The following is a 24,348-nucleotide window of genomic DNA, read 5'->3' as shown; positions in this document are numbered from 1 at the left end:
ATCACCTGACTGCTGGGGACGCTACGGAGATGGCATGACGTAGCCATGACCTGGCGAACGACGGGGCGCATGACCTGTCGATCGACGCGACGGATGACGTGGCGATGACTCCGCCCGTCATCCGCACACCGCCTGATGACGAACTGTTCGCGGCGGTGTCGGATGGAAGGCACGGGGCGATGCGGTTTCGGATGCTGGGTCCGTTACAGATCCACACAGGCGACGGGTGGGTACGGGTGGCCGCCGAGCAGCAGCGGGTGGTCCTGGCGGTGCTGCTGATCGAGGCCGGGCGGGTGGTGAGCACGGACAGGCTGGTGGACGCGGTGTGGGGTGAGCGGCCACCGAGAACGGCGGCCAACACGATCGCCGCCTACGTCACGCGGCTGCGCCGGCTCGTGGGCGGCGACGTCCTGGCCGGGCGACGGCGCGGCTATGAGCTCCTCGCCGGCGGCGATGGCGATATCGACGCGGTGGTGTTCGAACGAGGCGTGGCATCGGGGCGGCGCGAGCTGGAGGCGGGCCGTCTCGAAAGTGCTGCGTCAGGGCTGGGCCGGGCGCTGGCGGTGTGGCGCACTCCCGAGCCGGTGCTGGCGGACGTGCCGCCCGCCCGGTGGGCGGAGGCGCGGGCGACCCAGCTGGAGCAGCTGCGGCTGGGCGCGGTCGAGGACCACGCCGACGCGCGGCTGCGGCTGGGCCGGCACGCCGGCCTCGTCGAGGAGCTGGATCGCCTGGTACGGGAGGGCCCGCTGCGGGAACGCCGCTGGGCCCTGCTGATGACGGCCTTGGAACGGTGCGGGCGGCGCGCCGAGGCGCTGGAGACCTACCAGCGGGCGCGCCACGTCCTGCGGACCGAGCTGGGTCTGGAGCCGGGGCAGCGGCTGCGAGAGGTGCAGCAGGCGATACTCACGGAGAACGAGATGGAGAACGAGCCGGAGGCCGCCCCGCGACGGCCGCCCATGCCGCGGATGGTGCCAGGTCGCCTGCCCGGGGGTGGCGAGTCGCCCGCACCAGCGCATCGAGGAGAGGGCTGGCCGTTCGTGGGGCGGGACGAGGAGCTGGACACGATCCGGTCGTGCCTGCGGCGCGGTGACGCGAAGGGCGTGGTGATCTCGGGTGAGGCGGGCATCGGCAAGACCCGGCTGGCCAGGGAGATCCTGGCACGGGCGCGGGGCTGCCGTAGCGAGTGGGTGGCGGCGACGGGTTCGCTGGCCGCGATCCCGTTCGGCGCGGTGGCAAACCTGCTGCCCGCCGATCAGATCCCCGAAGGCCATGGGCTGCCGGTGCTGGCGGCGGCGGCCGCCCGAATACGGGAGTACGGCCGGGAACAGCGCGTGGTCATCGGCGTCGACGACGCGCACCTGCTCGACACGGGATCGGCGGCCCTGATCGGGCACCTCGCGGCCCAGCACCTGGCCTTCGTGGTGGCCACCTGCCGCGCGGGAGCGCCCATCCCCGACGCGATCACGACCTTGTGGAAGGACGGCCAGGCGCCGTGGCTCGACCTCGGGCAACTGCCGGCGGACGCCGTGGACCGGCTCCTCGACCACACCCTCATGGGGGACGTCGACGGGGTCACCCGGCGCCGGCTGGGCGGCCTCGCGGCGGGCAACCCACTCGCGCTGCGCGAGTTGCTGTCGACGGCCATCACCGACCACGCGCTGCGCCAGACGCATGGTGTGTGGCACCTCGCGGGCGACTACCGTCCCCGTGGCGCGATCCAGCAGTTGCTCGCCGATCGCCTGCGCCCGCTCGGCACGCGTACCCCGGTGGTGCTGGAGCTGCTGGCGTGTGGCGAGCCGCTTCCGCTGGCGCTGCTGGCACAGCTGGTGGATCCGGCGTCGATCGACGAGGCCGAGTCACACGGATTGGCCGTGTCCGAGCGCGTGGGCAACCGCGTCCAGGTACGGCTCGCGCACCCGCTCTACGGCGAGGTGCTGCGCGCCCGATTATCGGCCGGCCGCGCCCGGCAGCTGTGGTGGCGGCTGGCGGGCGCGCTGCTGGACACCCCTCTGCACCGTCGCGACGACCTGCTGCGGGCCGCGCTCTGGCAGGTCGAAGGCGGTGCGGTGGTACGCGCCGACATCGTACGGGCCGGCGCCCGCCAGGCCGTCAACCGGGCCGACCTCGCCCTGGCCGAACGGCTCGCGCGCGCCGCCAGAGACGCCGAGCCCTCCGTGGACGCCGACGCGCTGCTGGCCGAGGTGCTCGAATACCGTGGCCGCAGCGCCGAGGCGGCAGCCGTACTGCCGGAGCAGCCCCCACTCGGCGACGAGCTGTTGCCGTGGGCCCTCGCCCGCGCCGAGACCATGTACTGGGGCAACGGCGACGCCGTCGCCGCCGAGCGGACGCTGGATCTCCTGCGCGGCCGGGCGGGGGAGGATCTGGCCGAGGGGATCCGCACCTGGATCTTGCTGTTCGACGGACGCTGCGCGGCCGTGCTGGATGCCGCCGACCACCTGCTGGCCTCGGACTCGGTGAGTGCGCAGGCCGTCATCTGGGCCATGGCGGCGGCCACGGCGGCCGCGGGCTTTCTCGGGCGGGCCGTGGACGCCACCGGCTACCACGAGCGGGGGTTGGCCGTGGCCGAGGCGCGCCAGGCGGAGCTGCCCTGGGGGGTGGTCGAGCTGGGGGTCGCCCGGTCTCTGGCGCACCTCGCCATGGGCGAGCTGGACGCGGCATGGAGCGTCGCGGACGACGGATATCGGCAGGTGCTGTCCGGGCAGAGCCCGATGATGTCGGCCGGATACCTCGGTTTCCGCGGGCTCGTGGAATGCGCGCAGGGCAGACCGGCCGACGCCGGCCGATCCCTGAGGGAGGCGATCAACGCGCTCGACGGCCGCGACACCCTCCGGCTCACCCATCTCTTCCTGGCCGGTCTGGCCACGGCCACCGCTCTGGGTGGCGCGGCGGACGACGCGCGAGCCTGGATGGACCGCGCCGACCAGACCGGCAACGAGGCCAACCGGCTCTTCTCCCCGTGGATCGTGCTCGGCAACGCCTGGACGCTGGCGGCGGAAGGCCGCCTCACCGAGGCGGTGAGCACGGCTCGGTACGCGGCGGGGCTGGCCCGCGGCATAGGACTGCCCAGCGTCGAGGCGATGGCCCGCTACGACGTGCTGCGCCTCGGCGGCGAGGGCGATCTCGGGGAGCTCGACACACCCATGAGCCACGTGCTGGCGAGAGCGGCTCATGGGTTGAGACACGCCGATGGCGAGGCACTGCTGGACGCCACCGACGCCCTCGCCCGGCTCGGTCACCACCTGCTCGCCGCCGAGACCGCGACACGCGCGGTCCCCGCTTGCCGCCACGCCGCTCTGGCGGACAAGGCGCTCGAACGTGCGGCTTCATCGCGCACACAATGCCAAGGAGCCGTCACCCCCTTGCTCAATGACGACCTGTGGCCCACTTAAGAGGAGGGACGGAACACGGACCCGGATCTCTCGGCGCCCTCCAGAGCACCAACGCAGCGGTAGACCCGCACACCCTGGTCGAACTGTGCCGACGAAGGCGGCATGACATCTGATATCCACTTATTTCCGGCAATGTTCTTGGCCGGGCCGTACCTCGTGGCCAGTAGGACTGCCTTGGCGCAGACCTTCTTCACCGTGGGATGTCTGGCCAGGTCACGCTGGTCGTAGGTGAGAGAGTCGGCCGGAAGCGGCGCGATCGCGTACGTCTCCCAGGAATGAGTCTCCTCGCAGCCGAGCCGCCGCGCCGTCGTGTCGCCCGCGGTGATGACGAGCCCGCCCCAGCACTCGGACTCCTTGACGCACGCCGCCTTCGCCCCGGGTACCGCGGACGCGGGACACCCCTTGGTGTAGGTCTCCACACCGGCGATCTTGACCGCCGTCGTGGTCTTCTTGGCCGCCTCGCCGGTGGCCTTCGGCGTCGGTTCCGTCTCCGGCCCGCGCGCGAAGTGGTCGTAGACGACCACTCCCGCGCCGGTCGCCAGCACCAGCGCACAGACCGACATGATCACCAGGAACACCCTGGAGACGCCCCTGGGAGCGGCGGGCTCAACGGTGTCGTCCCGCCGGACGTCCCGGCCACCGCCATGCCGCCGCCTCCGCCCCACGGGTCGGCTGACCGATTGCGACGCGGGCCCAGCGGCCGGTGCCGCCTGCCCCATCTGATACGGATCAGCGGGCGACGGGGCGCTGGGCTGGCCGGAGCTCATCGGCCCTGAGCCGACCGTGTCTTCCGGAAAGCCGGAGTGCTGCCGCACCGGCTCGGTGTCGAGGCGGAGGGCGGTCAGTGCGTCGCGGAAGGCGGCGGCGGTGGGCGTCCGCTGGTGCGGGTCGCTGACGAGCGCCTGACGCAGCACCGCCGTCAGCGCGGGCGGCACTCCGGGAATCTCGGGCACCGGCAGGCGATGCATCGCCAGCACCATCGCCAGATTGGGCACCCCACTGGCCGGGAAACGCGGCGGACGCCCGGACAGCAGCGCGTACAACGTGGCCGCCAGCGAGTAGACGTCACCGGCGGCGCTCGGCTCGGCCAGCTCGAACGCCTCCGGCGGTGCGTAGGCAGGCGTCAGCGACTCCCGCGTCACCGACGCGTCGGGCCCCGAGTCAGGCATCGTGGCCAAGCCGAAGTCGGACAACGCCACATGTCCGTAGCGGTTGAGCAGCAGATTGGCGGGCTTGACGTCGCGATGCAGCACACCCTGGGCGTGCGCGGCGGCCAGCGCGTCGGCGATCCGTACCCCGACGTCCCGCACCGCGTCCGGCAGCAGCCGCCGACCGGAGAGCGACCCGCCGGGACAGAGTTCGAGCACCATGTACGGCCGGCCGTCCGGAAGCAGCCCGGCATCGTAGACGGGCACGACATGGGGATGCCCCGACAGCGCGCCCGCCGCGGTGACCTCGCGCAGAAAGCGGCGCCTGTCGCGGTCGGAGAGCAGCACCCGGTTGTCCACCTTGAGCGCCACTTCCCGACCGACGGCGGACTGGAGCGCGAGGTAGACGATCCCGAAGCCACCTTGCCCCAGCACGCCCCGGATCTCATAGCCGGGAACCGATATTTCGGACACGCGCGAGAGCGTAGCGCGTCCCTGGCCGCTGGGCCCGGCTGGTCGACCCGGGGCGGCGGAGCGTGGGGTCAGGGTTCCGCGTGGCGGTCGATGCCGAGCGTGGCGATGAGGTCTTCGTGGAGCTCGAACCAGACACGATGGCAGGAGTCCACGTCGGTGCGGTCGACCCAGGCGCCCTGCCCGGCTCGCGCGCGCGCCAGGGCCGCGCCGAATCGTGTGTCGTATCCGCGGAACCGGGTGAGTACGCCCCGGAGCCGGTCCGCGAGCGGCAGGAGCGCGCGGTCGATGCCGGCCAGCTCGTCGAGGATCCGGGCGTCCCAAGCGGGATCGGAGTGGTCGTTGACGGCGAGCCGATCGCCGGCGGTGGGCCGGAGCTGCCAGTCTGTGCAGGCTCGTAGCAGGAGGGCGTTCAGCGGGAGGAACTCGCGGTAGGCGTCACGGACCACATCGGCACCACCGACGCGGGCGAGCTCGGCCGCGAGCAGGCGCTCGTTCTCGGCTCGGCCCGTTTCGGTCAGCGACCAACCCCCGCTACCGGCGAAGGCGGTGTGCTCGACCCACCCACGTGCCTCGGCGTCGTGCAGCATCTCTTTCGTCTCGGCCGCGTCGAGCCCGTACCGATAGGCGATCACCGGGGTGTCCGCGAACCCGGTGATGCGTACGGAGTGCAGGACCAGGAGGTCGGCCGCGGAGTCCCGTGTCATGAGCCGGCGTCCGATCGTCCCGCCAGGCGGGTGAAATGCTGCTGGCACGCCTGCGGCGAGTTGAACCCCATCGCCTGCGCCATCTGTGCCCAGGTCAGTCCCGCGCTCCGGGCCATGAACAGCAGACCGGCTTCGAGCCCTTCGACCTCGGCGCGTGCGGCGGGCAGGAGGGCGAGCGCGCTCAGGATGTCCTCCGGGTCCAGGTCGGCGTTGCGCCAGACGGCGAACTGCACGAGGTCGACCGCCGACAGCGGGGCGGGGGAGGGTCGCCATGGACGGGCGTCGAGCTCATCCGCGCCCAGGTTCAGGAGACGCTCACGCGCGTCCTGCTCGTGGCGGGCCTGTACGTGATCGGTCTGCGTGTTGTGAGCGATGTCCTGCTTGCGTGGCATGCACTTACCCTGCACAATCAACAAAACGTTGTCAATCATTTGTTGAAGGGCAAGGGTGGATGATCGTACCCCTAATGGAGGCTGCCGCCGACACCTGCGGAGGCAAGGCCGGCGCACTCGGCGCGCTGCTCCGCGCGGGCCTGCCGGTTCCTGACGGCTTCGTCGTCTCGTACGCCGCGTACCTTGCCGCCGTCCGCGACCTGGACCTCGGGCGGCTCGATCCTGACGTGGCACGGCAGGTGATCGAATCCCGACCGGTCGACGCCACCGTGATTGACGCGCTGCGAAGCGCACTCGACGAGCTCGGCGATCCGTCCGTGGCGGTCAGATCGTCGGCGGCGAACGAGGATACCGGCCAGGCATCGGCGGCCGGTCAGTACGAGAGCTTTCTCGCCGTGCGCGGAGCCGGTGAGGTCGCCGATGCCGTACGTTCCTGCTGGGCCTCGTTGTTCTCCGCACGTGCCATCGACTACCGGCGCGACGACCAGCCGCCCGACGATCTTGTGATGGCCGTCCTCGTCCAACGCCATGTGGATGCCGAGGTGTCCGGGGTCATGTTCACACCCGCGGGCCCGGACGACGCGACCCGGATCGAGGCGTCCTGGGGGCTCGGCCCCAGCGTCGTCGGAGGCACGGTCACCCCTGACGCCTACCGCGTCGCCGAGGACGGGTCGGTCACCCGTACCGTCGCCGACAAACGGACCCGCGTTGACCGGCACGGCACGCGGCTCGTCATCAGCGACGTGCCTACGGGTACCCGGGACCGGCCGACGATCGACGACGCGACCGCCACGCGGCTGGCCAAGCTGGGCAAAGACATTGCTGCCGTACGCGGTGGACCACAGGACATCGAGTGGGCGATCGTCGACGGCCGCGTCTGGATACTGCAAGCACGGCCGGTCACCGCCGCACCCCCACGGCCGACCTCGCCTTCCAGCGCCTCGCCCACCCCGGCCACCGCGCCCCCCGGGACCGTAACCGGCATGCTCACCGGTACACCAGGCAGCCACGGGACCGTAACCGGCACCGCGAGAATCGTCCGCGGCCCCGGCGACTTCGCGCGTGTGCGCCCGGGCGACATCCTCGTCTGCCCCTTCACCGACCCCGCTTGGACGCCGCTGCTGCGCGTCGCCGCCGGTGTCATCACCGAGACCGGCGGCGTGCTCTCCCACGCCGCGATCGTCGCTCGTGAGCACGCCATCCCCGCCGTCCTCGGCATCGCGAACGCGACGAGCACGCTCCACGACGACACCGTCATCACCCTCGACGGCACCAACGGCATCGTCACGGCGGCACACGCGTGACTGGCCGCTTCCGCCCCTGGCCGGCCTCTGCCAGGCCAAAGGCCGGTCCCACCCAGGCATCCCGCCACCGAACCCACACCCACGGATCGAAATCGAAGGAGATGGGAAGCGGGCCCGCACGGGCACCGCGTTCCTGACCACTCATGGCAACGCGACACCTCTACCTGGCACGCCACGGCGCGGCCAACGCGTTCGGGGAGCTCACCGACATCGGGCGCCGGCAGGCGGGCCTGCTGGGCGAACGGCTCGCCGGCGTACCGGTCGACGCCGTGTGGCACTCTCCGCTGCCACGCGCCGTGGCGAGCGCGCACGAACTCGCCCGGCATCTACCGAATGTGCCCGTGGCCGAGGCCGCCGAACTCATCGACCACGTGCCCTACGTTCCAAGCCCGGCCGAAACGCCTCCGTCCTGGGCCGGCTTCTTCGACGGCTACGACGAAGGCGAGGCGGCCTCGGGCCACAGGCTGGCCGAGGCGTTGGTCGCCCGATTCGCGAAGGTCCCCGAGGCGGGGACCCAGCGTGACACACACGAGGTCCTGGTAACGCACGCCTATCCGATCGCGTGGCTGGTACGGCACGCACTGGACGCGCCGCCGTCCCGGTGGCTCGGACTGAACAGCGCCAACACCGCACTGACGGTCATCGAGTACCGTAACGGCCTGCCGCCCACGCTCGTGATGTTCAACGACATGAGTCACCTCCCGACCAGCCTGCGCTGGACCGGGTTCCCCGAAGGCGTCAGGCCGTGAGGTCGCTCCGGCCAAGGGCGAGGCGTGGAAGCCGTACACGGTGGTGGACCGAAACCCGCTCACCGGGCGTCGTCACACGGTCGAAAGGTTGACGGGCGGGTCGTCGAACGTCACCCGCCAGAAGGCGGCTGCTTCTTGAAGCTCCTGCGGCCGAGGCGCTCTAGGGTCGACATCGTGAACCTCATCAGTGCGGTGGTCCAGTTGTGCGCGCTGGTGGTGGCGTTCAGGCCGCGCGTCCCTCCCGCGTACTCGGCCGTGGGCGGGGGAGCGGCCTCCCTGGCGATCACCGCCTACCATCCGCTGACCGGCACCCATGGAGACGCCACGTTCTGGCTGGTGATCGAGGTGCCGGCACTGCTCGCACTGACGCTGCTCGCGGCCCGCCGCGCGCCTCTCGCAGCCCTCGTGCCCGGTCTCGCGATTTCGACCATCTTGCTGAGAATGGTCTGGCCTGGCCCGCCCTCGCTGATACTGGCCGGTTGCGCGGGCTGGTCGCTGGGGGCGGTTGGGGTCGCCGCGGCCGGGCTCTATCTGCGTTCGCTCGATGGCAACCGGCGTCGGGCGGTGGCGCAGGCCGTACGGGATCAGCGGCTCGCTCTGGCGCGTGACCTGCACGATTTCGTGGCGCACGATGTCAGCGGCATGCTCGTACAGGCCCAGGCCGCCCGGCTCGCCCCAGAACTGCCGCCACGGATCGAGGACGCCCTGCGGCGCATCGAGGAGGGCGGCCAGCGGGCCCTGACGTCGCTCGACCGTACGGTCCACATGCTCAACGAGCCTGCCAGAGGCCCCGCACCCGGCATCGACGGGCTGCGGGACCTGGCGGACGGCTTCTCGCCGACCGTCCGAGTGAATCTCGCCGTCGAGGCGGAGCAGATCTCCCGCGAGGCGTCGGCAACCGTCTACCGGGTGGTGACGGAGGCCCTGACCAACGTACGCAGGCACGCGCCGCGGGCGACCACAGTCGACATCGCGGTGACGAGAGACGGGGACATGGTCCACGTCCGGGTGCAGGATGATGGCGGCACCGGTCAGGCGGCTGGCGATCGTGGGGTCGGTCGTGCGGCGCAGGGCGATCGCGCTGATCATTCAGGCGCTGACTGTTCCGGCGGCGGTCGTTCGGGTGGGAATCGTTCGGGCGGCGGTCGCTTCGCCGGGCTCGGCCGCAAGGGCGGTTTCGGCCTGGCGGGGCTCGCCGAGGTGCTCGGGACAGTCGGCGGCTCCCTTTCGGCGGGTCCGCACGGCGCCGGCTGGCGTGTCACGGCGACCGTCCCCGTCTGACCTCGTAAAGCTGCCTGAGCCTCGGTCCTCGGCAGAGCGTCGCACGCGACGTCTCCGCTCGCGTTGGCCGCAGCAGTACCGGCGAGTGTCCAAGATCACGAGGATGTCCGAGGCGCTGTGAGAGCGCGTAACCAGGAAGGCGCGGTGCCAGCGAGGCATGACACAGGTGGAAGGGTGGGATGCCGCGTGGCGCGGGTGGAAAGCTGGTGATGACATGGATCCGGCAGGAAGCGGGGATGACGTGACGACTCGGGTTCTCGTCGCGGACGATCAGGACGACGTACGGATCGGGTTCCGGCTCATTCTCGACTCGCAGCCCGATATGACGGTCGTGGGGGAGGCGGCTGACGGGCAGGCGGCGGTGGGGCTCGCCCGGCATCTCAAGCCCGACGTCGTACTGGCCGACATCCGCATGCCCAAGCTGGACGGGCTTGAGGTCACCAGGGTGCTCGCGCGGGAGACGCGGGTGATCGTGGTGACCACTTTCGACCTCGATGACTACGTGCATACGGCGCTACGCAACGGCGCTTGCGGGTTTCTGCTGAAACGGTCGGGTCCGACGCTGCTCGTCGAGGCGATCCGTGCCGCCATGGCCGGGGACACGCTCATCAGCCCGCAGGTCACCGTGCGACTGCTGCGCCACCTCCGCGCCTCCCGGCCCGAACCGCTGGGGGAACCGCTCACGGAGCGGGAGGCGGAGATCGCGCGCCTGGTCGCGCATGGGCGTACGAATGGTGAGATCGCCGCCGAGTTGTTCATCAGCGCAGGCACGGCGAAGACGCATGTGGCCAACATCCAGCGCAAGGTGGGAGCGGCCAATCGGGTCGGGATCGCGGCCTGGGCCTGGAACTCGGGGACCGCTCTCCCACCGTGAGGAGCCGTGCGAGATCGCGTGGTGGGGCGTCAGCGCGCATTGGACGGTCGTTTTGTACGGCGGGTCGAGCAACATCGCGCCGGCGGCGCCGATGCCGGTGAAGACGGCGTACGCGGTACCGGCCGGCAGCAGGACGAGCCAGTTCATCGGGTCGCCTCCTTGAGCGCCGCGGCCAGGGACTCCTCGTCAACGGCGCTCGGCCATCCGGGGATTGGTGCCGTCCCACTCCGCCAGTGGTGCGCAGTGCCAGCGCCAGCCCGTCTGCCGCTCCTGACCCGGTAGGTCGGCTCGGCCGTTGGCCCACAGCAGGGTCTCCCAGGCCCCGGCTCCCTCCGGAGCCCACGGGAACAGGCGGCGCAGCGTTGCCAGGGCGACCTCCTCCGAAGGGACGAACTCCGTCTCCAGGCCGCGGGAGGCGTCGTAGGTGTGGACGAGCAGTTCGTCGCAGGCCATGGCGGCGAAGCCGGACGCGTCCGCCAGGCCGTACGGATGCCAGCCCCGGGCGTCCGGCGGCGTGCCGCTCACGACCCTGGCCAGCACGGTGGCGAACGATCCGAGCGTGGCGATGAGCTCCCGAGGAGGGGTGCCCGGCCGTACCGCGAGGTCCATGGTGCTCAGTTCCCGCTCTCCGGCGGCCAGGTCCGTGGCGTACCACAGGAGAGTGTCGGCCATGTGCGCCACGGTCTGCGCCACGGTCCACCCCATGCCGGGGATCGAGCGGGACCAGTCCTGGTCGGCCGCCGATTCCAGGTACGCCTGACACTCGGTCGTCGCCGTCATGAAGGGCTGGACTGTTGCGTCGTTCGGCCCCGGCCGGCCGTTTCCGAGTCGCTCAGGGGTGGCGTCGTGAGATGTCTTTCGTTCAGCGGCCATACGGTTACGTCTGCTCTTCCCGCCGCAGGGTGACGGTCGAGTGGGGCGGTCGAAGCGGTGATGCCTGCGGCGACGAGACCGTAACAGACGGCGTCCGACACCAGAAAGACACCATTTGTCGCTAACGATCTGACAAATCCAGTGTTCACTCCTCGCCAGCCGGGTACGCATGGCGCAAACCGGGTGACGTGTGAGCCGGATCACACTGGGAGTCCCGGTCCGGGCTGAGGAGGCGCGGGTGACGCACGATCACGGGTTACCAGCGGCGGAGTACCAATCCCAGGTGAGAAGAGCGGCGACGGCGAGTGTCGTCGGTACGGCCATCGAGTGGTATGACTTCTTTCTCTATGGCACGGCCGCGGCGACCGTGTTCGCCGACGTCTTCTTCCCCAAGTCCACCCCCTATGCGGGCGTTCTGGCGTCCTTCGCCACGTACGCGGTCGGGTTCGCCGCCCGGCCGATCGGCGCGGCGATCTTCGGCCACTGGGGTGACCGCATCGGGCGTAAGGCCACGCTCATCATCACCCTTGTCATGATGGGCGTCTCCAGCGCGCTCATCGGCGTGCTGCCCGGCACCGCCACCATCGGCGTGATCGCGCCGATCCTGCTCGTCATCCTGCGCATCCTGCAAGGGATCGCGGTCGGCGGCGAGTGGAGCGGCTCGGTGCTGCTGTCGATGGAGTGGGGCGACCAGCGCAGGCGCGGCCTGATGGCCAGCTGGCCGCAGGTCGGCGTGCCCATCGGCCTCATACTCGGCACCGGCGCGATGTCGCTGGTGGCTCTCGCGGCCGGCGACTCGTTCAAGGACTGGGGCTGGCGGATTCCGTTCCTGGCCAGTCTGGTGCTGGTCGCTGTGGGTCTCTGGGTGCGGCTGCGGGTCATGGAGACACCGCTGTTCGCCAAGCTCCTCGATACCAGGCAGGTGGCCAAGCTGCCGGTGGTCGAGGTGCTCAAGAGGCACCCGAAGGAGGTCGTGCTCAGCGCGCTCCTGCGCATCCCGGAGCAGATGCCGTTCTACCTCTACACGACATTCGTGATCACCTACATCACGTCCCCGACCATCGGGATGTCGCGAACGTTCGCGTTCGCCGCCGTCAGCGCCGCGGCGGCCGTCGAGCTCTTCGCGATCCCGTACTTCGGGCATCTCAGCGATCGAATAGGCCGCCGCAGGCTCTATCTCATCGGGGCCGCGCTGCTGGCGGTGATCGCGTTCCCCTACTACGCGCTGCTCAACACCGGCATCGCCGTCGTCATCCTGGTCACGATGATGGTCACGCAGCTCCAGCACTCCATGGAGTACGGACCGCAGGCGGCGCTCATCGCGGAGAGCTTCCCGACCAGTCTGCGGTACGGGGGCGCCGGGCTGGGATATCAGCTGGCCTCCGTCATCGCGGGTGGACCGGCACCGCTGATCGCCACCTGGCTGCTGCACGACTACGGCTGGCAGGCCATCTCCGTGTTCATGATCATCGGTGCGGTGATCGGCCTGGTCGCGACGGTCGCGCTGCCCGATCGGTCGAAGGTCGACATCTCCGACCCCGCCTCATACAGTACCAATCGAGCCTGACCCGCGTCTCGCCGCTTACGGCATCAATCGAGCCTGACCCGCACTCCGGTGCTCAGGCCGGAGTCATGCAGCTCCAGTCCCGCGGGCTGGGCCTCCTTCGGCAGCTCGAACAGCAGCGCGCCGCTGAAGGACTGGCCCGGCCCGATGCGGACCGGCGTGACCTCGGCGCCCGCCTTGTCGAGCAGCTTGGTGCCGCCGTGTAACGCGTCGTCCTCGTCCAGCAGTTTCTGCTGGCCGGGGTAGAGAACCCTGGCCTCCTGGCCGACGTTGTTGACCTTGAGGCTCACCTGGCAGGTGCGCTCTTTGGCGCCCTTGGCCGGTTTGGGGCACTTGGTGCCCGTCACCGCGAACTTCAGCTTCCCGTCCTGCACCGGGCTGTCCGCGCCGACCGGGTCGGGGGACCTGAGCGCCCACGCCAGTACGGCCAGCAGCAGCACCAACAGCACAATGGCCACCACGATGGCGGTCACGCAGCCGGTGAACACGCTCCGTTTCCGCTTGACCGGGAACCCCACCGGGCCCCTCGGCCCAGGTGGCAGCGGTCCCTGCCCTGTCTGATGGGCGGAAAGCGGCACCTGCCCTGTCTGATGGGCGGAAAGCGGCACCTGCCCCGTCTGACGAGCGGAGAGTGGCACCTGCCCCGTCTGGAGGGACGGCGGTACCTGACTCGCCGGACCAGGAGGTGGTGATGCCTGGCGGGGGGATGCCTGACGGGTCGGCGCCTGGCGGGGAGGCGACTGGCGGGGCGGCGGGGGCGGCGCCTGGGCGGGCGGGTGCGGACCCGGCCCGCGGCCCGGCAGCGGCCCCATGCCGGTCTGCTGGTGCGCCTGAGGCTGGTGAGACGACGGTTGGTGAGACGACGGTTGGTGAGACGACGGTTGGTGAGACGACGGTTGGTGAGACGACGGTTGGTGAGACGACGGTTGGTGAGACGACGGTTGGTGAGACGACGGCTGGTGAGACGACGGCTGGTGGGCCTGCGGCGCCTGTGGTGGCGGGGTCCAGCCCGGCGGCGCCTGGCGTACCTGCGGATTGTTCGGGAACTCGGCCAGCGGCGGGAACTCCGACGGGTTCCACGAGCTGGTGAGGTGGCGGGTCGCGGCGAGCTGGGCGGCCGGCTCGTCGGCCGCGCCCACGAGTTCGAGCAGGAGCTGCTTGGCCGCCGGTCGGCGCGCGGGGTCGGGGTGGATGGCCGCGGCCACGAGCCGGTCGAGCGGCGCGGGCAGGCCGCGCAGGTCCGGCGGGGCGGTGCGGGCGCGCGCCGCCATGACGTAGGCGTCGCCCTCGCCGAACGGATGGCCGCCGAGCCCGGCGTAGGCGATCAGCGATCCCCAGGCGAACACGTCGCCCGCCGGGCTGGTGCGGCCCTCGAAGACCTGCTCGGGAGCGATCCAGCCGGGCGTGCCCATCACCATGCCCGCGTTGGTGTGGCGGGTGGTGACGTGGGACGAGCGGGCCAGCCCGAAGTCGATCACTCGCGGGCCGCCCAGCGTCAGCATCACGTTGGCGGGCTTGAGGTCGCGGTGCACCAGGCCGACGGCGTGGATCGCGGTCAGCGCCGCCGCCACGCCCACGGCCGCCGAGTGCAGGACGGACGGCGTCAGCGGGCCGTGCTCGATCAGGTGGTTCTCGAGGGAGACGCCCTCGATGTACTCGGTGACGAGGTAGAGGACCCCGTCGTGCTCGCCGTGGTCGAGGACGCGGGCCGTGCAGAACGAGGCGACCTTGCGGGCGTTGGACACCTCTTCGTGGAAGCGCGCCCGGTAGACCGGGTCCGTGGTGTAGTCGCGGCGGATCGCCTTGAGCGCGACCTGTACGCCGTCGGCGGCCTTGGCCAGATAGACGGTGCCCATGCCGCCCGAGCCGAGGCGGCTGATCAGCTCATAGGGGCCGATCGCCGACGGGTCTTCCGGCGTCAGCGGAGTGCCTGCGGAGCGCCCCTGCTGCCCCAACGTCGCTTTCCTCTCGCCTTCGTTGCCGTGTTGCCTCAACCGACCGATCCTCCGCCCGGCATGCCCGTTCCCCAAGACTCTAACGGAGGAACGGGTCACCCGGTGGCCACTGAGTTTGGACGGGTTTGGGGCTCGCCTCCCAGCTTGCACGGCACGTGATCGCCCAGTCGCGCGCGGGGCACCGTTCACCCCTCGATGAGGAGGTAGAGCAGCGCGCTCATGGTGGTGCCGCAGACGATGTCGCGCTTGTCGATCAGGCGGCGGACGTCGGTGAGCGGGACCCACTCGACGCGCTCGGCCTCCCAGGGCTCCGCGGGCGACCCGATGTGCCGGGCGCCGTCGGCGCGGAAGACGTGCTGCGCCGAGTCGGAGATGCCGTTGGACGGCTGGGTGTACAGCAGCGGTCGCATGGGGCCGGGGCGCCAGCCGGTCTCCTCCTCGACCTCGCGGGCGGCGGCCACGATCGGCTCCTCGCCCTCCTCGATCCGGCCGGTCGGGATCTCCCAGCCCCATGTGTCGGTGATGAAGCGATGCCGCCAGATCAGCAGCACCCGGCCCTGACCGTTGGTGACGACGGCTCCGGCTCCCGACGCCGTACGGATGAGGCGATGGTCGAGATGCCTGCCGTCCGGGAGTTCCACGTCGGCCACGCGGACATCGAGCCAGCGGTCGGTGTAGAGCGGCTCTTCGGAGTGGACCTGCCAGCGCATGCGGCTGCTCCCAGCGTGGACGCCTGAACCGGCACCACGCTACAAGGCGATGCCCGCCTGAACCGGCACCACACGAGAAGCGCACGTGGGAGAACGCCGCGCCCGGAGAGTGCGGCAGGGCGAAGCGCACGCCACTCCACAAAGCCGGAATTCGATAAAATGGGTGGGAATCGCCTCCTGGTCTCGCCAAACTGATCACGAACCAGCGAGGAGACCTATCCCATGCCGAACCAGCCCGCACCGAACCTGCTGTCGTGGGCCAGCGAGATCGACGAAGGCGCGATCACGCAGGCCGCTCGTGCCGCCCGCCTGCCCTTCGTCTCCGGACACGTCGCGCTCATGCCCGACGCCCATGTCGGCATCGGCGCCACGGTCGGCTCGGTCATTCCCACCGAGAACGCGATCATCCCCGCCGCCGTCGGCGTGGACATCGGCTGCGGCATGGTCGCCACCGAGACGACGCTGACTGCCGCCGACCTGCCCGACACCCTCGCCGCCCTCATGCCGATGGTGGAGCGGCGCATCCCCGCCGGCGTCGGCAAGGGCCACGACGACCCGTCGATGGACCGGGCCCTCAGCGACCTCGGCCTGCCGCACACCGATCTCAACCCGAAGCAGACCAAGAAGGTGTCCGACCAGTTCGGCACCCTCGGCTCCGGCAACCACTTCGTCGAGGTCTGCCTGGACGAGCGCGATCGGGTCTGGACGGTGCTGCACTCGGGTTCGCGCGGCATCGGCAACCAGCTCGCCCAGACGCACATCACGGGTGCGAAGAAGCTGATGAAGAAGCAGGAGATCGGCCTGGAGGACCCGGATCTGGCCTACCTCGTGCAGAGCACGCCGGAGTTCACCGCCTACATCGGGGACATGCTGTGGGCCCAGCGCTACGCCATGGCCTCCCGTGCGCGGATGGACAAGGTCCTGGTCGACGCCCTGTTCCGGGTCGCGGGCCAGGGTGAGCGGGTTCGCACGATCAACTGCCACCACAACTTCACCCAGCAGGAGACCCACTACGGCAAGTCCTTGTGGATCACCCGTAAGGGCGCCATCAAGGCCGACACCGGCGACGAAGGCGTGATCCCCGGTTCGATGGGCACCCGCTCGTACATCGTGCGCGGGCGGGGAAATCCCGAGTCGTACAACTCCTGCTCGCACGGGGCGGGCCGCCGCATGTCCCGTACGAAGGCGAAGCGGGAGCTGTCCGCGGCCTCCCTGACCGCGGCGATGAGCGGCCGGACCTGGAACGCGGACCGGGCCGCCGCGCTGGTCGACGAGCACCCCGAGGCGTACAAGTCCATCGACCAGGTGATGGCGGACCAGAAGGATCTGGTGGCGGTTCAGCACACCCTCCGCCAGATCTTCAACTACAAGGGGTGAGTCACCCCCGCGCCCTGGCGACCAGCGAGGTCGCCAGGGCCGCGATCAGCGGGATGAGCGTGAGCCCGACCAGGTACAGCAGGCCGACCGGCCAGAGACCCTGGCCGCCCTCCCGCAGTTCCCTGACCACGCCCGACGCGAAGTAGACGTAGAACGGGGCGGCGGCCAGCAGGCCCCACAGGAAGCCCACCTGAGGGGCGAACCACCCGGCCAGACCGGCCAGGACCGCCAGGACGAGGAAGGCGGGCAGCAGGAAGGGCGAGTCGAAGAACTCACGCGGGGCCTCGGCGGACGCCACGGGTGAGGTGGCGACGCAGAGCGCCACGGCGACGGCTCCGACGACGACGAGGACCAGGGCCCACACAAGGACGGAACGGGTCATGAGACTCCCCAAGACGAGGTGTGAAGGCCATCCTGATCGGCGACGGACCTTCCCGCCATCCGCCGTGATACTCATCCGGCCTAGGTAGATCCCGTGAGCGCGGTCGCCTCACTACGGGCGGCGACGGCCGCCGTGAGGTCGCCGGCGGCGGTGTAGGCCTCGGCGAGGTCGGCCAGCGCACCGGCCAGGAACTCCTGCCACCCCCGCGTACGCCACAGCCTCACCGACTCCTCCAGATGGGCGACCGCTTCGTCGATCCTGCCCTCCGCCAGGTCCACCCCGCCGAGCACCCACAGCGCGTCGGCCTGGTGGTGGGCCAGGCGGTGCGAGCGGCTCAGCATCTCGGCCGCCTCGGCCGCGGGCCGCGCCCTCGGGTCGTGGTGCCCGGCGTACAGCCTGGCCAAAGCGACCAGGCCCATCGCCTCCAGCAGCGGATCGCGGATCTGGCGGTAGATGGCCAGGGCCCTGACCAGGTATTCCAGCCCGGCGTCGAACTCCTGCGCATGGGCGTGCGCCAGGCCCAGGAACTGCAGCGTCGTCGCCTCGAAGCGCGGATTGCCGAGCTTCTCGGCCAGCTCCAGGCCGCGCAGCAGGTGCACGATGGCCATCTTGATGTCGCGCGTCCCGTACGCCACCGCCATGCACACCAGCGCCCTGGCCTGCCCGCTCTGGTGGCCGCTGCTCTCGGCCAGGCTCAAGGCGATCTGCCCGGACCGCAGGCCCTCCGCCATGTCGCCTCTGGCGGCCTCGCCCCAGGCCCGCAGCACGTACGCGTCGGACAGCCCGCGTTCCTCGCCCAGCTCGGAGAACAGGGTGATCAGCCGCTCGGCCCCCTCGTACTGCGCGGCCATGGCCTCGCCGCCGGTCTCCATCCACGTGGTGGCGTGCATGAGCCCGCGCCGGATCACCGCCTCGCCGAGCCGGTTGCCCGTCGCCAGGCAGACCTCCAGGACGCGTTCGTGCAGCCCGCGCCAGTCGTCGAACTGCCCGCACACGTCGAAGTAGCGCTCCACGCAGCAGGCGGTGTCCCAGGCGACCTCGGCCAGGCCCAGCGAGCACGCCTGGCGGATAGCCGCGATCAGCGCCGTCCGCTCGGTGTCGAACCAGGCCATCGGATCCTCGACGGCCGGCCCGTCCCAGGGGGCGCCGTCGGGGGAGTTCCAGCGCGGGGCGGTGCCGTGGATGATGGCCGAGGAGGTGCCCGGCACCCGCTCGGTGGCGCGTTCGGCCAGCGCGAGCCAGGCGCCGAAGGCCCTGCTCAGGGCCGCGCCCACGGCCTCCGGCTCGTCTTCGAGCTCACCGCGCTCGCGGGCGTACAGCCGGACGAGGTCGTGGAAGCGGTAGCGCGGCTGGCCCGCCGCGTCCATCCCGCTGAACAGCACGAGCTGCGTGTCCACCAGCGTCTCGACCAGCTCCTCGCCGGCCGCCACGGGAAGGTCGAGCAGCGCCCCGGCCACCCAGCCCGCGAAGTCGGGCACGTCCAGCGAGCCGAGCAGCCGGAAGGCCCGGCGCGCGTCGGGATCCAGCCCCACATAGCTGAGCGCCAGGCTGGCCCGGACGGCCAGGTCGCCGGTGGTGAACTGGTCCAGCCGCCGCCGCTCGTCGGTGAGCTGCCCGGCCAGGCGGGTCAGCGGCCAGTGCGGCCGGGCCACCAGGCGGGCGCCCGCCACCCGGACGGCCAGGGGTATGCCGTCCGACAGCCGGACGAGCTCGGCCGCCGCCTCCGGCTCGGCGGCCACCCGGTCGGCCCCGACGATCCTGGAGAGCAGTTGCACGCCCTGTTCGGGGTGGAGCACCGAGAGCTCGACCACCGCCGCGCCGGACAGCCCGGTCAGCCGGGTCCTGCTGGTGATGATGACGGCGCAGCCGGACGTACCGGGGAACAGCGGGCGAACCTGCTGCTCCGAGGCGGCGTTGTCGAGCACGATGAGCATCCGGCGCTCCGCCAGCCGGCTCCTGAAGACCGCGGCCCGCTCCTCAAGGGTCTCCGGCAGGGTGGGGCGCGGCACGCCGAGCGCGGTGAGGAAGGCCGCGAGCACCTGAGCGGGATCGGCGGGGGAGGACTCGGCGCCGTGCAGGTTGGTGTGGAGCTGTCCGTCGGGGTAGTGCTGGGCGATCAGATGGGCCGCGTGTACGGCCAGCGTCGTCTTGCCGACCCCGCCCATCCCCGCGATGACGTACACACGCATGGGCCCCGGCCCTGGAGGCGGGCCGTCACCGAGGAGGTCCGTCAGCTCGGCGAGCTGCTCACTCCGTCCGGTGAAGTCGGAGATGTCGGCCGGTAACTGGGCGGGGGAACGGGGGGAGGGGTCGTCCGGCGGCACGGCGGCGGACTCGACGGGCAGGGTGCCCGTGAGGATGGCCTGGTGCAGGCGCCGGAGCTCGGCGCCGGGATCGAGGCCGAGCTCGGCGGCGAAGACCCGGCGGGCGTCGCGGTAGGTGGCCAGCGCCTCCGCCTGGCGGCCCGACCTGGCCAGGGCGAGCATGAGCTGCCAGCGCGGCCGTTCCCGCAGGGGGTGCTCGCCGACCAGCCCGGTCAGCTCGGCGACGAGCGCGGCGTGCATCCCGCGGGCCAGGTCCGCCTCGATCCGGTTCTCCAGCGCGATCAGCCGCTCCTCCTCCAGGCGGTGCGCGTGGTCGCTGAGCCCGACGGTCAGGTTCAGCTCCGCGTACGCGGGGCCGCGCCACAGGTCCAGCGCCTGCTTGAGCAGCTCGGCGGCCCGTTCGTGCTCGCCGGCGGACAGGGCGCTCCTGCCCCGCTCGGCCAGCTCCTCGAACCTGTCCGCGTCGAGTTCGCCCGGCTGGAGGGTGAGTACGTAGCCCGCGGCGGTGCGGGTGATCCGGTCGTGGCCCAGCGTCCTGCGGAGCTGGTGCACGTAGAGCCGGAGGTTGTCCGGCGCGGTGCGGGGCGGGCTCTGGCCCCAGAGCGCCTGGATGAGCGTGGCGGGGGAGACGGGGCGTCCCGGACGGCAGAGGAGTTCGGCGAGCAGGGCACGCTGTTTTCCGGCGCCGAGCGGTAAGGACTGGGCATCGGCCGAGATGTCAAGCGGCCCCAGAACGGCGAACTCCATCGCGCCCCCGGACAAGACTAAAGTGCACAAAGAAGATCAAAGTCGCTTAAATGTGCACGATGGTTCTTTTCCCGTCAACCCATGCAACGCCAACATCGACGGAAGCCTTTATGACGGCTCCCGCCGATGTCAAGCCCGTTTGTCAGCCGAAGGCGGGCACGGCGAGGAAGAAATTCAGGGAGATGGAGTCGGGGGTTCCCTTCCGGAAGTCAGCCGCGGCTGCTGAAAGGGTCGTAGGTGTAGCGAGGAGTGATCACTATGCTCTCCGAGTAGGCACCGGGCGTCAGCGGCGGGGCGACGGAGAGCGGTGGCCCCCAAGGCTTCTTCAACACCGTCCACCTCCGTTGCGACGCGATAAGCCAGTCAGGCTCAGGCTGCTCAGCGGCCGTATAGGTGCCGTATAGATCGCGTTGGGGGCGGGTGCCTCAGTGCCTCAGCGGAGGGCGGCGGCCTCGGAGGCCAGCTTCTCCACCCGGCCCCAGTCGCCCGCGGCCAGGGCGTCGGCCGGGGTCAGCCAGGTGCCGCCGACGCAGCCGACGTTCGGCAGCGCGAGGTAGTCGGGCGCGGTGGCCGGCCTGATGCCGCCCGTCGGGCAGAACCGCACGTACGGCAGCGGCGCCGACAGCGCCTTCAGGTACGCCACGCCGCCCGCGGGCTCGGCGGGGAAGAACTTCAGCTCCTTCACCCCCCGCTCGGCCAGCGCCATCGCCTCGGAGGCGGTCGCCGCGCCCGGCAGGTACGGCAGCCCGCTCGCGTCCAGCGCGTCGGCCAGGGTCAGCGTCGTCCCGGGCGAGACCAGGAACTGCGCCCCAGCCGCCAAAGACGCCCCAATATCAGAAGAAGTCCGGATTGTTCCGGCGCCGACCGTGGCCTCCGGCACCTCGGCGGCGATCCTGGCGATGGCCTCCAGCGCGACCTCGGTACGCAGGGTCACCTCGATGACCGGCAGGCCGCCCGCGACGAGCGCCCGCGTCAGCGGCACGGCCGTCTCCACGTCGTCGATCACCACGACGGGAATGACGGGGGCGAGATCGAGCAGGCTCATGACAGTTCTCTCCTCAATGGGTACATCTCAGTGACATGGGGCAGCCGCCCGCCTGCGGCGCGCTGCGCCAGCCAGGCGGCGGCGCCCGTCAGCGCCGGTTGCGGGGCGACGATGAGCGTGGTCGCGATGGCCGACAGGTAGCCGGCCATGTCCGGGTTGTCGGCGAACCTGGCTCGGAAGTCGCTGGTACGCACGCGCTCCACGATACGGGGCAGCACTCCGCCGCCGAGATAGACGCCTCCCCGGGCGCCGAGGGTCAGCGCCACGTTCCCGGCGAAACTCCCCAGCATCCCGCAGAACACCTCGACCGTCTCCGCGCACAGCGAGTCGTCCAGCCGCGCCACGATGTCCGCCGACGACAGGCGAGGCGCGTCGACGCCGTTGACCTCGGCCAGCGCCCGGTGCAGCACCACCAGGCCGGGGCCCGACAGCACGTGCTCGGCCACCACGTGGTCCAGGCCCCCGGCGCGGAGCACCCGGACGATCTCCCGCTCCCGGTCGTCGCGCACCGGTATCGTGACGTGCCCGCCCTCGCCGGAGACCGGCGTCCAGCCGCCGTCGGCAGGCACCAGCCCGGCGACGCCGAGCCCGGTGCCGGGCCCGAGCACCGCCTTGACGCCGTGGCCGGGTTCCGGACCGCCCAGGGACACCAGGTCACCGGACTCCAGACGGGGCAGCGAGACGGCCAGCGCCTCGAAGTCGTTCAGCATCATCGTGTACGGCAGGCCGAGGTCGCTCGCCGAGCCGCTCCAGGCCGAGTTCGTCAGCGCGTAGCGCTCGCCCTCGACGGGTCCGGCCACGGCCAGGCACGCCGCTCCCGGCCGCACTCCGCCCGCGTGCTGCGCGAGGTAGGCGGCTACGGCTTCCGGGAGAGTGGCGTAGTCGGCCCCCGCCAGGACCGCGACGTGCGACGGCCGCGCTCCCGGCGAGGTGACCAGCCCGAACCGGGCGTTGGTGCCGCCGATGTCGGCGACCAGCCACGGCGGATCGAACGCGCTCACGACAGCTCGTCGGCCTCGGCGACCGGCCACGGCAGATCAAGGGACACGGGGGTCACCTGGCGATGCTCGCGTGCCGCCCGCGAGGGGCGCCCGACTCCAGGTGCGAGGCGCCCGCCTCGGCGGGGAAGCCCAGCCCGGGGCCGTGGTCCGGCGACTCGGCGCCGCTGATCCCGAAGATCCCCGCCCCCTGCTCCGCGTGCCCCGCCATGCGGCGGAACGTCGCGAACAGCTCGCGCCCGGTCCCCACCCACTGCGCGTCGCTCAGCGGCCGGCCGCCGGGCGTGCGCCGGGCCAGCTCCTCGGCCGGGACCAGCACCTCCAGCGTCCCCGCCGCCGAGTCGAGCCTGATCACGTCGCCCTCGCGGACCAGCGCGATCGGCCCGCCGTCCGCCGCCTCGGGCGACAGGTGGATGGCCGCGGGCACCTTGCCGGAGGCGCCCGACATGCGGCCGTCGGTCACGATCGCCACCCGCTGCCCCCGATCGAGCAGTACGGCCAGCGGCGGCGTGAGCTTGTGCAGCTCGGGCATGCCGTTCGCGCTCGGCCCCTGGTAGCGGATGACCGCGACGAAGTCCTGCCCGTCCAGCTCGCCCGCCTCGAAGGCGCGCAGCAGTTCGAGCTGGTCGTCGAACACCTTGGCCGGAGCCTCGATCACCAGGTGCTCGGCCTTGACCGCCGACACCTTGCTGACGGCCCGGCCCAGGTTGCCCTCGACCATGTGGATGCCGCCGTCGGCGGAGAACGGCGCGGCCACCGGCCGCAGCACGTCGAGGTCGGCGCTGCCGCCGGTCACCTCCGACCAGGTCAGCTTCCCGTCGGACAGCGTCGGAGCCGACCGGTAGTGGTCCAGCCCGCGCCCGGCCACGGTCAGCACGTCGGCGTGCAGCAGGCCCTCGTCCAGCAGGTCGCCGATGAGCACCTGCATGCCGCCGGCGTCGCGGAAGTGGTTCACGTCCGCCTGGCCGTTCGGGTAGATCTTGGTCAGCGAGGGCACGACGGCCGACAGGCAGGCCAGGTCGTCCCAGGTCAGCACGATGCCCGCGGCGGCGGCCATGGCGACCAGGTGCAGCGTGTGGTTGGTGGAGCCGCCGGTGGCCAGCAGCGCCACGCCGGCGTTGACGATCGACTTCTCGTCGACCAGCTCGCCGACCGGGGTGTACTCGGGGCCGTGCGCGGTGATCTCCACGGCTCGGCGCCCGGCCGCCTCGGTCAGCGCGTGCCGCAGCTCGGTGTGCGGGTTGACGAACGTCGAGCCCGGCAGGTGCAGGCCCATGACCTCCATCAGCGCCTGGTTGGAGTTGGCGGTGCCGTAGAAGGTGCAGGTGCCGGGGGAGTGGTACGACTTGGCCTCGGCGTCGAGCAGCTCGTCCCGGCCCACCTTGCCCTCGGCGAACAGCTGCCGGGTGCGGGCCTTGACCTTGTTCGGCAGCCCCGAGGTCATCGGGCCGGCCGGCACGAAGATGGCGGGCAGGTGCCCGAAGTGCAGCGCCCCGATCAGCAGGCCCGGCACGATCTTGTCGCAGACGCCCAGCAGCAGCGACGCGTCGAACATGTCGTGCGACAGCGCGATCGCGGCCGACATGGCGATCACGTCTCGGCTGTAGAGCGACAGCTCCATGCCGGCGCGGCCCTGGGTGATGCCGTCGCACATCGCGGGCACGCCGCCCGCCACCTGCGCCACGCCACCGGCCGCGCGCACCGCCGCCTTCAGCTCGGCCGGGTACGTCTCGTACGGCTGGTGGGCCGAGAGCATGTCGTTGTAGCTGGTCACGATCGCCACGCCGGGCTTGGCCGTACCCATCAGAAGGGGCTTGTCGGCGGCCGGCGCGGCGGCGAAGCCGTGTGCCAGGTTGGCGCAGCCCAGGTGCGCGCGGGCCGGGCCCTTGGCACGGGCGGCTTCACCTTCGCGCCGGATCCGCTCCAAGTAGACGGTGCGGCTGGCTCGGCTGCGTTCGGTGATCCTGTCGGTGATCTCCTGGACGACGGGGTGCATAGACCCTCCTTCAGTGGGTCCTCGACCCCAAGTCGGCTTGT

Annotated in this window: 18 protein-coding genes; 7 read left to right on the top strand and 11 right to left on the bottom strand. The window is 71.3% G+C overall.

Annotated elements, in window-relative coordinates:
- Positions 1 to 191 precede the first annotated feature (191 nt).
- Complete coding sequence (locus tag ACQP2T_RS36350; protein ID WP_433509417.1) at positions 192 to 3,410, top strand: BTAD domain-containing putative transcriptional regulator; 3,219 nt, start codon at positions 192 to 194, stop codon at positions 3,408 to 3,410.
- On the opposite strand, the gene ACQP2T_RS36345 is transcribed toward ACQP2T_RS36350, so the two are convergent.
- From ACQP2T_RS36345 to ACQP2T_RS36335, 3 genes are all read right to left on the bottom strand, one after another.
- Complete coding sequence (locus ACQP2T_RS36345; protein ID WP_433509416.1) at positions 3,407 to 5,032, bottom strand: serine/threonine-protein kinase; 1,626 nt, start codon at positions 5,030 to 5,032, stop codon at positions 3,407 to 3,409. The two genes, ACQP2T_RS36350 and ACQP2T_RS36345, sit on opposite strands and share 4 nt — an antisense overlap.
- 68 nt (positions 5,033 to 5,100) lie before the next feature.
- Positions 5,101 to 5,736 carry a transcriptional regulator gene (locus ACQP2T_RS36340; protein ID WP_433509415.1) on the bottom strand — a complete coding sequence of 212 codons (636 nt, stop codon included), beginning with the start codon at positions 5,734 to 5,736 and terminating at the stop codon, positions 5,101 to 5,103.
- Positions 5,733 to 6,128, bottom strand: coding sequence for a DNA-binding protein (locus ACQP2T_RS36335; RefSeq protein WP_433509414.1), 396 nt, complete (start codon positions 6,126 to 6,128; stop codon positions 5,733 to 5,735). The genes ACQP2T_RS36340 and ACQP2T_RS36335 overlap by 4 nt, the downstream gene beginning before the upstream one ends.
- A 59-nt stretch (positions 6,129 to 6,187) precedes the next feature.
- Between ACQP2T_RS36335 and ACQP2T_RS36330 the strand changes: the two genes are divergently transcribed.
- The 4 genes from ACQP2T_RS36330 to ACQP2T_RS36315 all read left to right on the top strand — a co-directional run bounded on the left by ACQP2T_RS36330 (position 6,188) and on the right by ACQP2T_RS36315 (position 10,336).
- Entirely contained in the window at positions 6,188 to 7,432 is a 1,245-nt protein-coding gene (locus ACQP2T_RS36330) for a PEP/pyruvate-binding domain-containing protein (RefSeq protein ID WP_433509413.1), read from the top strand.
- Between the two features lie 143 nt (positions 7,433 to 7,575).
- On the top strand, positions 7,576 to 8,181 hold the full coding sequence (locus ACQP2T_RS36325; RefSeq protein WP_433509412.1) for a histidine phosphatase family protein: 606 nt from the start codon (positions 7,576 to 7,578) through the stop codon (positions 8,179 to 8,181).
- Positions 8,182 to 8,355: 174 nt separating this feature from the next.
- A complete protein-coding gene (locus tag ACQP2T_RS36320) occupies positions 8,356 to 9,462 on the top strand; it encodes a sensor histidine kinase (protein ID WP_433509411.1) in 1,107 nt (368 codons plus the stop codon).
- 241 nt (positions 9,463 to 9,703) lie between these two features.
- Positions 9,704 to 10,336, top strand: coding sequence for a response regulator (locus tag ACQP2T_RS36315; protein WP_433509410.1), 633 nt, complete (start codon positions 9,704 to 9,706; stop codon positions 10,334 to 10,336).
- 186 nt (positions 10,337 to 10,522) lie between these two features.
- Here the strand turns inward: ACQP2T_RS36315 and ACQP2T_RS36310 are convergent, their stop codons facing one another.
- On the bottom strand, positions 10,523 to 11,116 hold the full coding sequence (locus tag ACQP2T_RS36310) for a maleylpyruvate isomerase N-terminal domain-containing protein (protein ID WP_433509409.1): 594 nt from the start codon (positions 11,114 to 11,116) through the stop codon (positions 10,523 to 10,525).
- 376 nt (positions 11,117 to 11,492) lie between these two features.
- Between ACQP2T_RS36310 and ACQP2T_RS36305 the strand changes: the two genes are divergently transcribed.
- Positions 11,493 to 12,776, top strand: a complete 1,284-nt coding sequence (locus ACQP2T_RS36305) for an MFS transporter (protein ID WP_433509408.1) — start codon at positions 11,493 to 11,495, stop codon at positions 12,774 to 12,776.
- Positions 12,777 to 12,799: 23 nt separating this feature from the next.
- On the opposite strand, the gene ACQP2T_RS36300 is transcribed toward ACQP2T_RS36305, so the two are convergent.
- Positions 12,800 to 14,728 (bottom strand): protein kinase domain-containing protein, encoded by a 1,929-nt coding sequence (locus tag ACQP2T_RS36300; protein ID WP_433509407.1) that lies wholly within the window; start codon positions 14,726 to 14,728, stop codon positions 12,800 to 12,802.
- A gap of 185 nt (positions 14,729 to 14,913) precedes the next feature.
- On the bottom strand, positions 14,914 to 15,438 hold the full coding sequence (locus ACQP2T_RS36295) for an NUDIX hydrolase (RefSeq protein ID WP_433509406.1): 525 nt from the start codon (positions 15,436 to 15,438) through the stop codon (positions 14,914 to 14,916).
- A 222-nt stretch (positions 15,439 to 15,660) separates the two neighbouring features.
- Between ACQP2T_RS36295 and ACQP2T_RS36290 the strand changes: the two genes are divergently transcribed.
- The gene (locus ACQP2T_RS36290) at positions 15,661 to 16,815 is read left to right on the top strand and encodes an RtcB family protein (RefSeq protein WP_433509405.1); all 1,155 of its coding nucleotides are present in this window, start codon (positions 15,661 to 15,663) and stop codon (positions 16,813 to 16,815) included.
- A 1-nt stretch (position 16,816) separates the two neighbouring features.
- Here the strand turns inward: ACQP2T_RS36290 and ACQP2T_RS36285 are convergent, their stop codons facing one another.
- The 5 genes from ACQP2T_RS36285 to edd form a co-directional block, all read right to left on the bottom strand.
- The gene (locus ACQP2T_RS36285; RefSeq protein WP_433509404.1) at positions 16,817 to 17,197 is read right to left on the bottom strand and encodes a hypothetical protein; all 381 of its coding nucleotides are present in this window, start codon (positions 17,195 to 17,197) and stop codon (positions 16,817 to 16,819) included.
- 80 nt (positions 17,198 to 17,277) lie between these two features.
- Positions 17,278 to 20,268, bottom strand: coding sequence for an AfsR/SARP family transcriptional regulator (locus tag ACQP2T_RS36280; RefSeq protein WP_433509403.1), 2,991 nt, complete (start codon positions 20,266 to 20,268; stop codon positions 17,278 to 17,280).
- A gap of 433 nt (positions 20,269 to 20,701) precedes the next feature.
- The gene (gene eda / locus ACQP2T_RS36275) at positions 20,702 to 21,313 is read right to left on the bottom strand and encodes a bifunctional 4-hydroxy-2-oxoglutarate aldolase/2-dehydro-3-deoxy-phosphogluconate aldolase (protein ID WP_433509402.1); all 612 of its coding nucleotides are present in this window, start codon (positions 21,311 to 21,313) and stop codon (positions 20,702 to 20,704) included.
- The gene (gene glk, locus ACQP2T_RS36270) at positions 21,310 to 22,314 is read right to left on the bottom strand and encodes a glucokinase (RefSeq protein ID WP_433509401.1); all 1,005 of its coding nucleotides are present in this window, start codon (positions 22,312 to 22,314) and stop codon (positions 21,310 to 21,312) included. Before glk ends, eda begins: the two co-directional genes overlap by 4 nt.
- A 52-nt stretch (positions 22,315 to 22,366) precedes the next feature.
- Positions 22,367 to 24,307 carry a phosphogluconate dehydratase gene (gene edd, locus ACQP2T_RS36265; protein WP_433509400.1) on the bottom strand — a complete coding sequence of 647 codons (1,941 nt, stop codon included), beginning with the start codon at positions 24,305 to 24,307 and terminating at the stop codon, positions 22,367 to 22,369.
- Between the last annotated feature and the right edge of the window lie 41 nt (positions 24,308 to 24,348).

Origin of the sequence: Nonomuraea sp. CA-143628 (genome assembly GCF_050942315.1) — a bacterium.
Lineage (GTDB): Bacteria > Actinomycetota > Actinomycetes > Streptosporangiales > Streptosporangiaceae > Nonomuraea.
Note: the sequence above shows the minus strand (reverse complement) of the source record. Positions and strands in the feature narration are given on the sequence as shown.

What these genes read in the sequence shown, in the direction of transcription:
- ACQP2T_RS36350 (WP_433509417.1), top strand. Translation starts at nt 192, where the DNA reads ATGCTGGGTCCGTTACAGATCCACACAGGCGACGGGTGGGTACGGGTG.
- ACQP2T_RS36340 (WP_433509415.1), bottom strand. Translation starts at nt 5,736, where the DNA reads ATGACACGGGACTCCGCGGCCGACCTCCTGGTCCTGCACTCCGTACGC.
- ACQP2T_RS36335 (WP_433509414.1), bottom strand. Translation starts at nt 6,128, where the DNA reads ATGCCACGCAAGCAGGACATCGCTCACAACACGCAGACCGATCACGTA.
- ACQP2T_RS36330 (WP_433509413.1), top strand. Translation starts at nt 6,188, where the DNA reads ATGATCGTACCCCTAATGGAGGCTGCCGCCGACACCTGCGGAGGCAAG.
- ACQP2T_RS36325 (WP_433509412.1), top strand. Translation starts at nt 7,576, where the DNA reads ATGGCAACGCGACACCTCTACCTGGCACGCCACGGCGCGGCCAACGCG.
- ACQP2T_RS36310 (WP_433509409.1), bottom strand. Translation starts at nt 11,116, where the DNA reads ATGACGGCGACGACCGAGTGTCAGGCGTACCTGGAATCGGCGGCCGAC.
- ACQP2T_RS36295 (WP_433509406.1), bottom strand. Translation starts at nt 15,438, where the DNA reads ATGCGCTGGCAGGTCCACTCCGAAGAGCCGCTCTACACCGACCGCTGG.
- ACQP2T_RS36290 (WP_433509405.1), top strand. Translation starts at nt 15,661, where the DNA reads ATGCCGAACCAGCCCGCACCGAACCTGCTGTCGTGGGCCAGCGAGATC.
- ACQP2T_RS36285 (WP_433509404.1), bottom strand. Translation starts at nt 17,197, where the DNA reads ATGACCCGTTCCGTCCTTGTGTGGGCCCTGGTCCTCGTCGTCGTCGGA.
- ACQP2T_RS36280 (WP_433509403.1), bottom strand. Translation starts at nt 20,268, where the DNA reads ATGGAGTTCGCCGTTCTGGGGCCGCTTGACATCTCGGCCGATGCCCAG.
- eda (WP_433509402.1), bottom strand. Translation starts at nt 21,313, where the DNA reads ATGAGCCTGCTCGATCTCGCCCCCGTCATTCCCGTCGTGGTGATCGAC.
- edd (WP_433509400.1), bottom strand. Translation starts at nt 24,307, where the DNA reads ATGCACCCCGTCGTCCAGGAGATCACCGACAGGATCACCGAACGCAGC.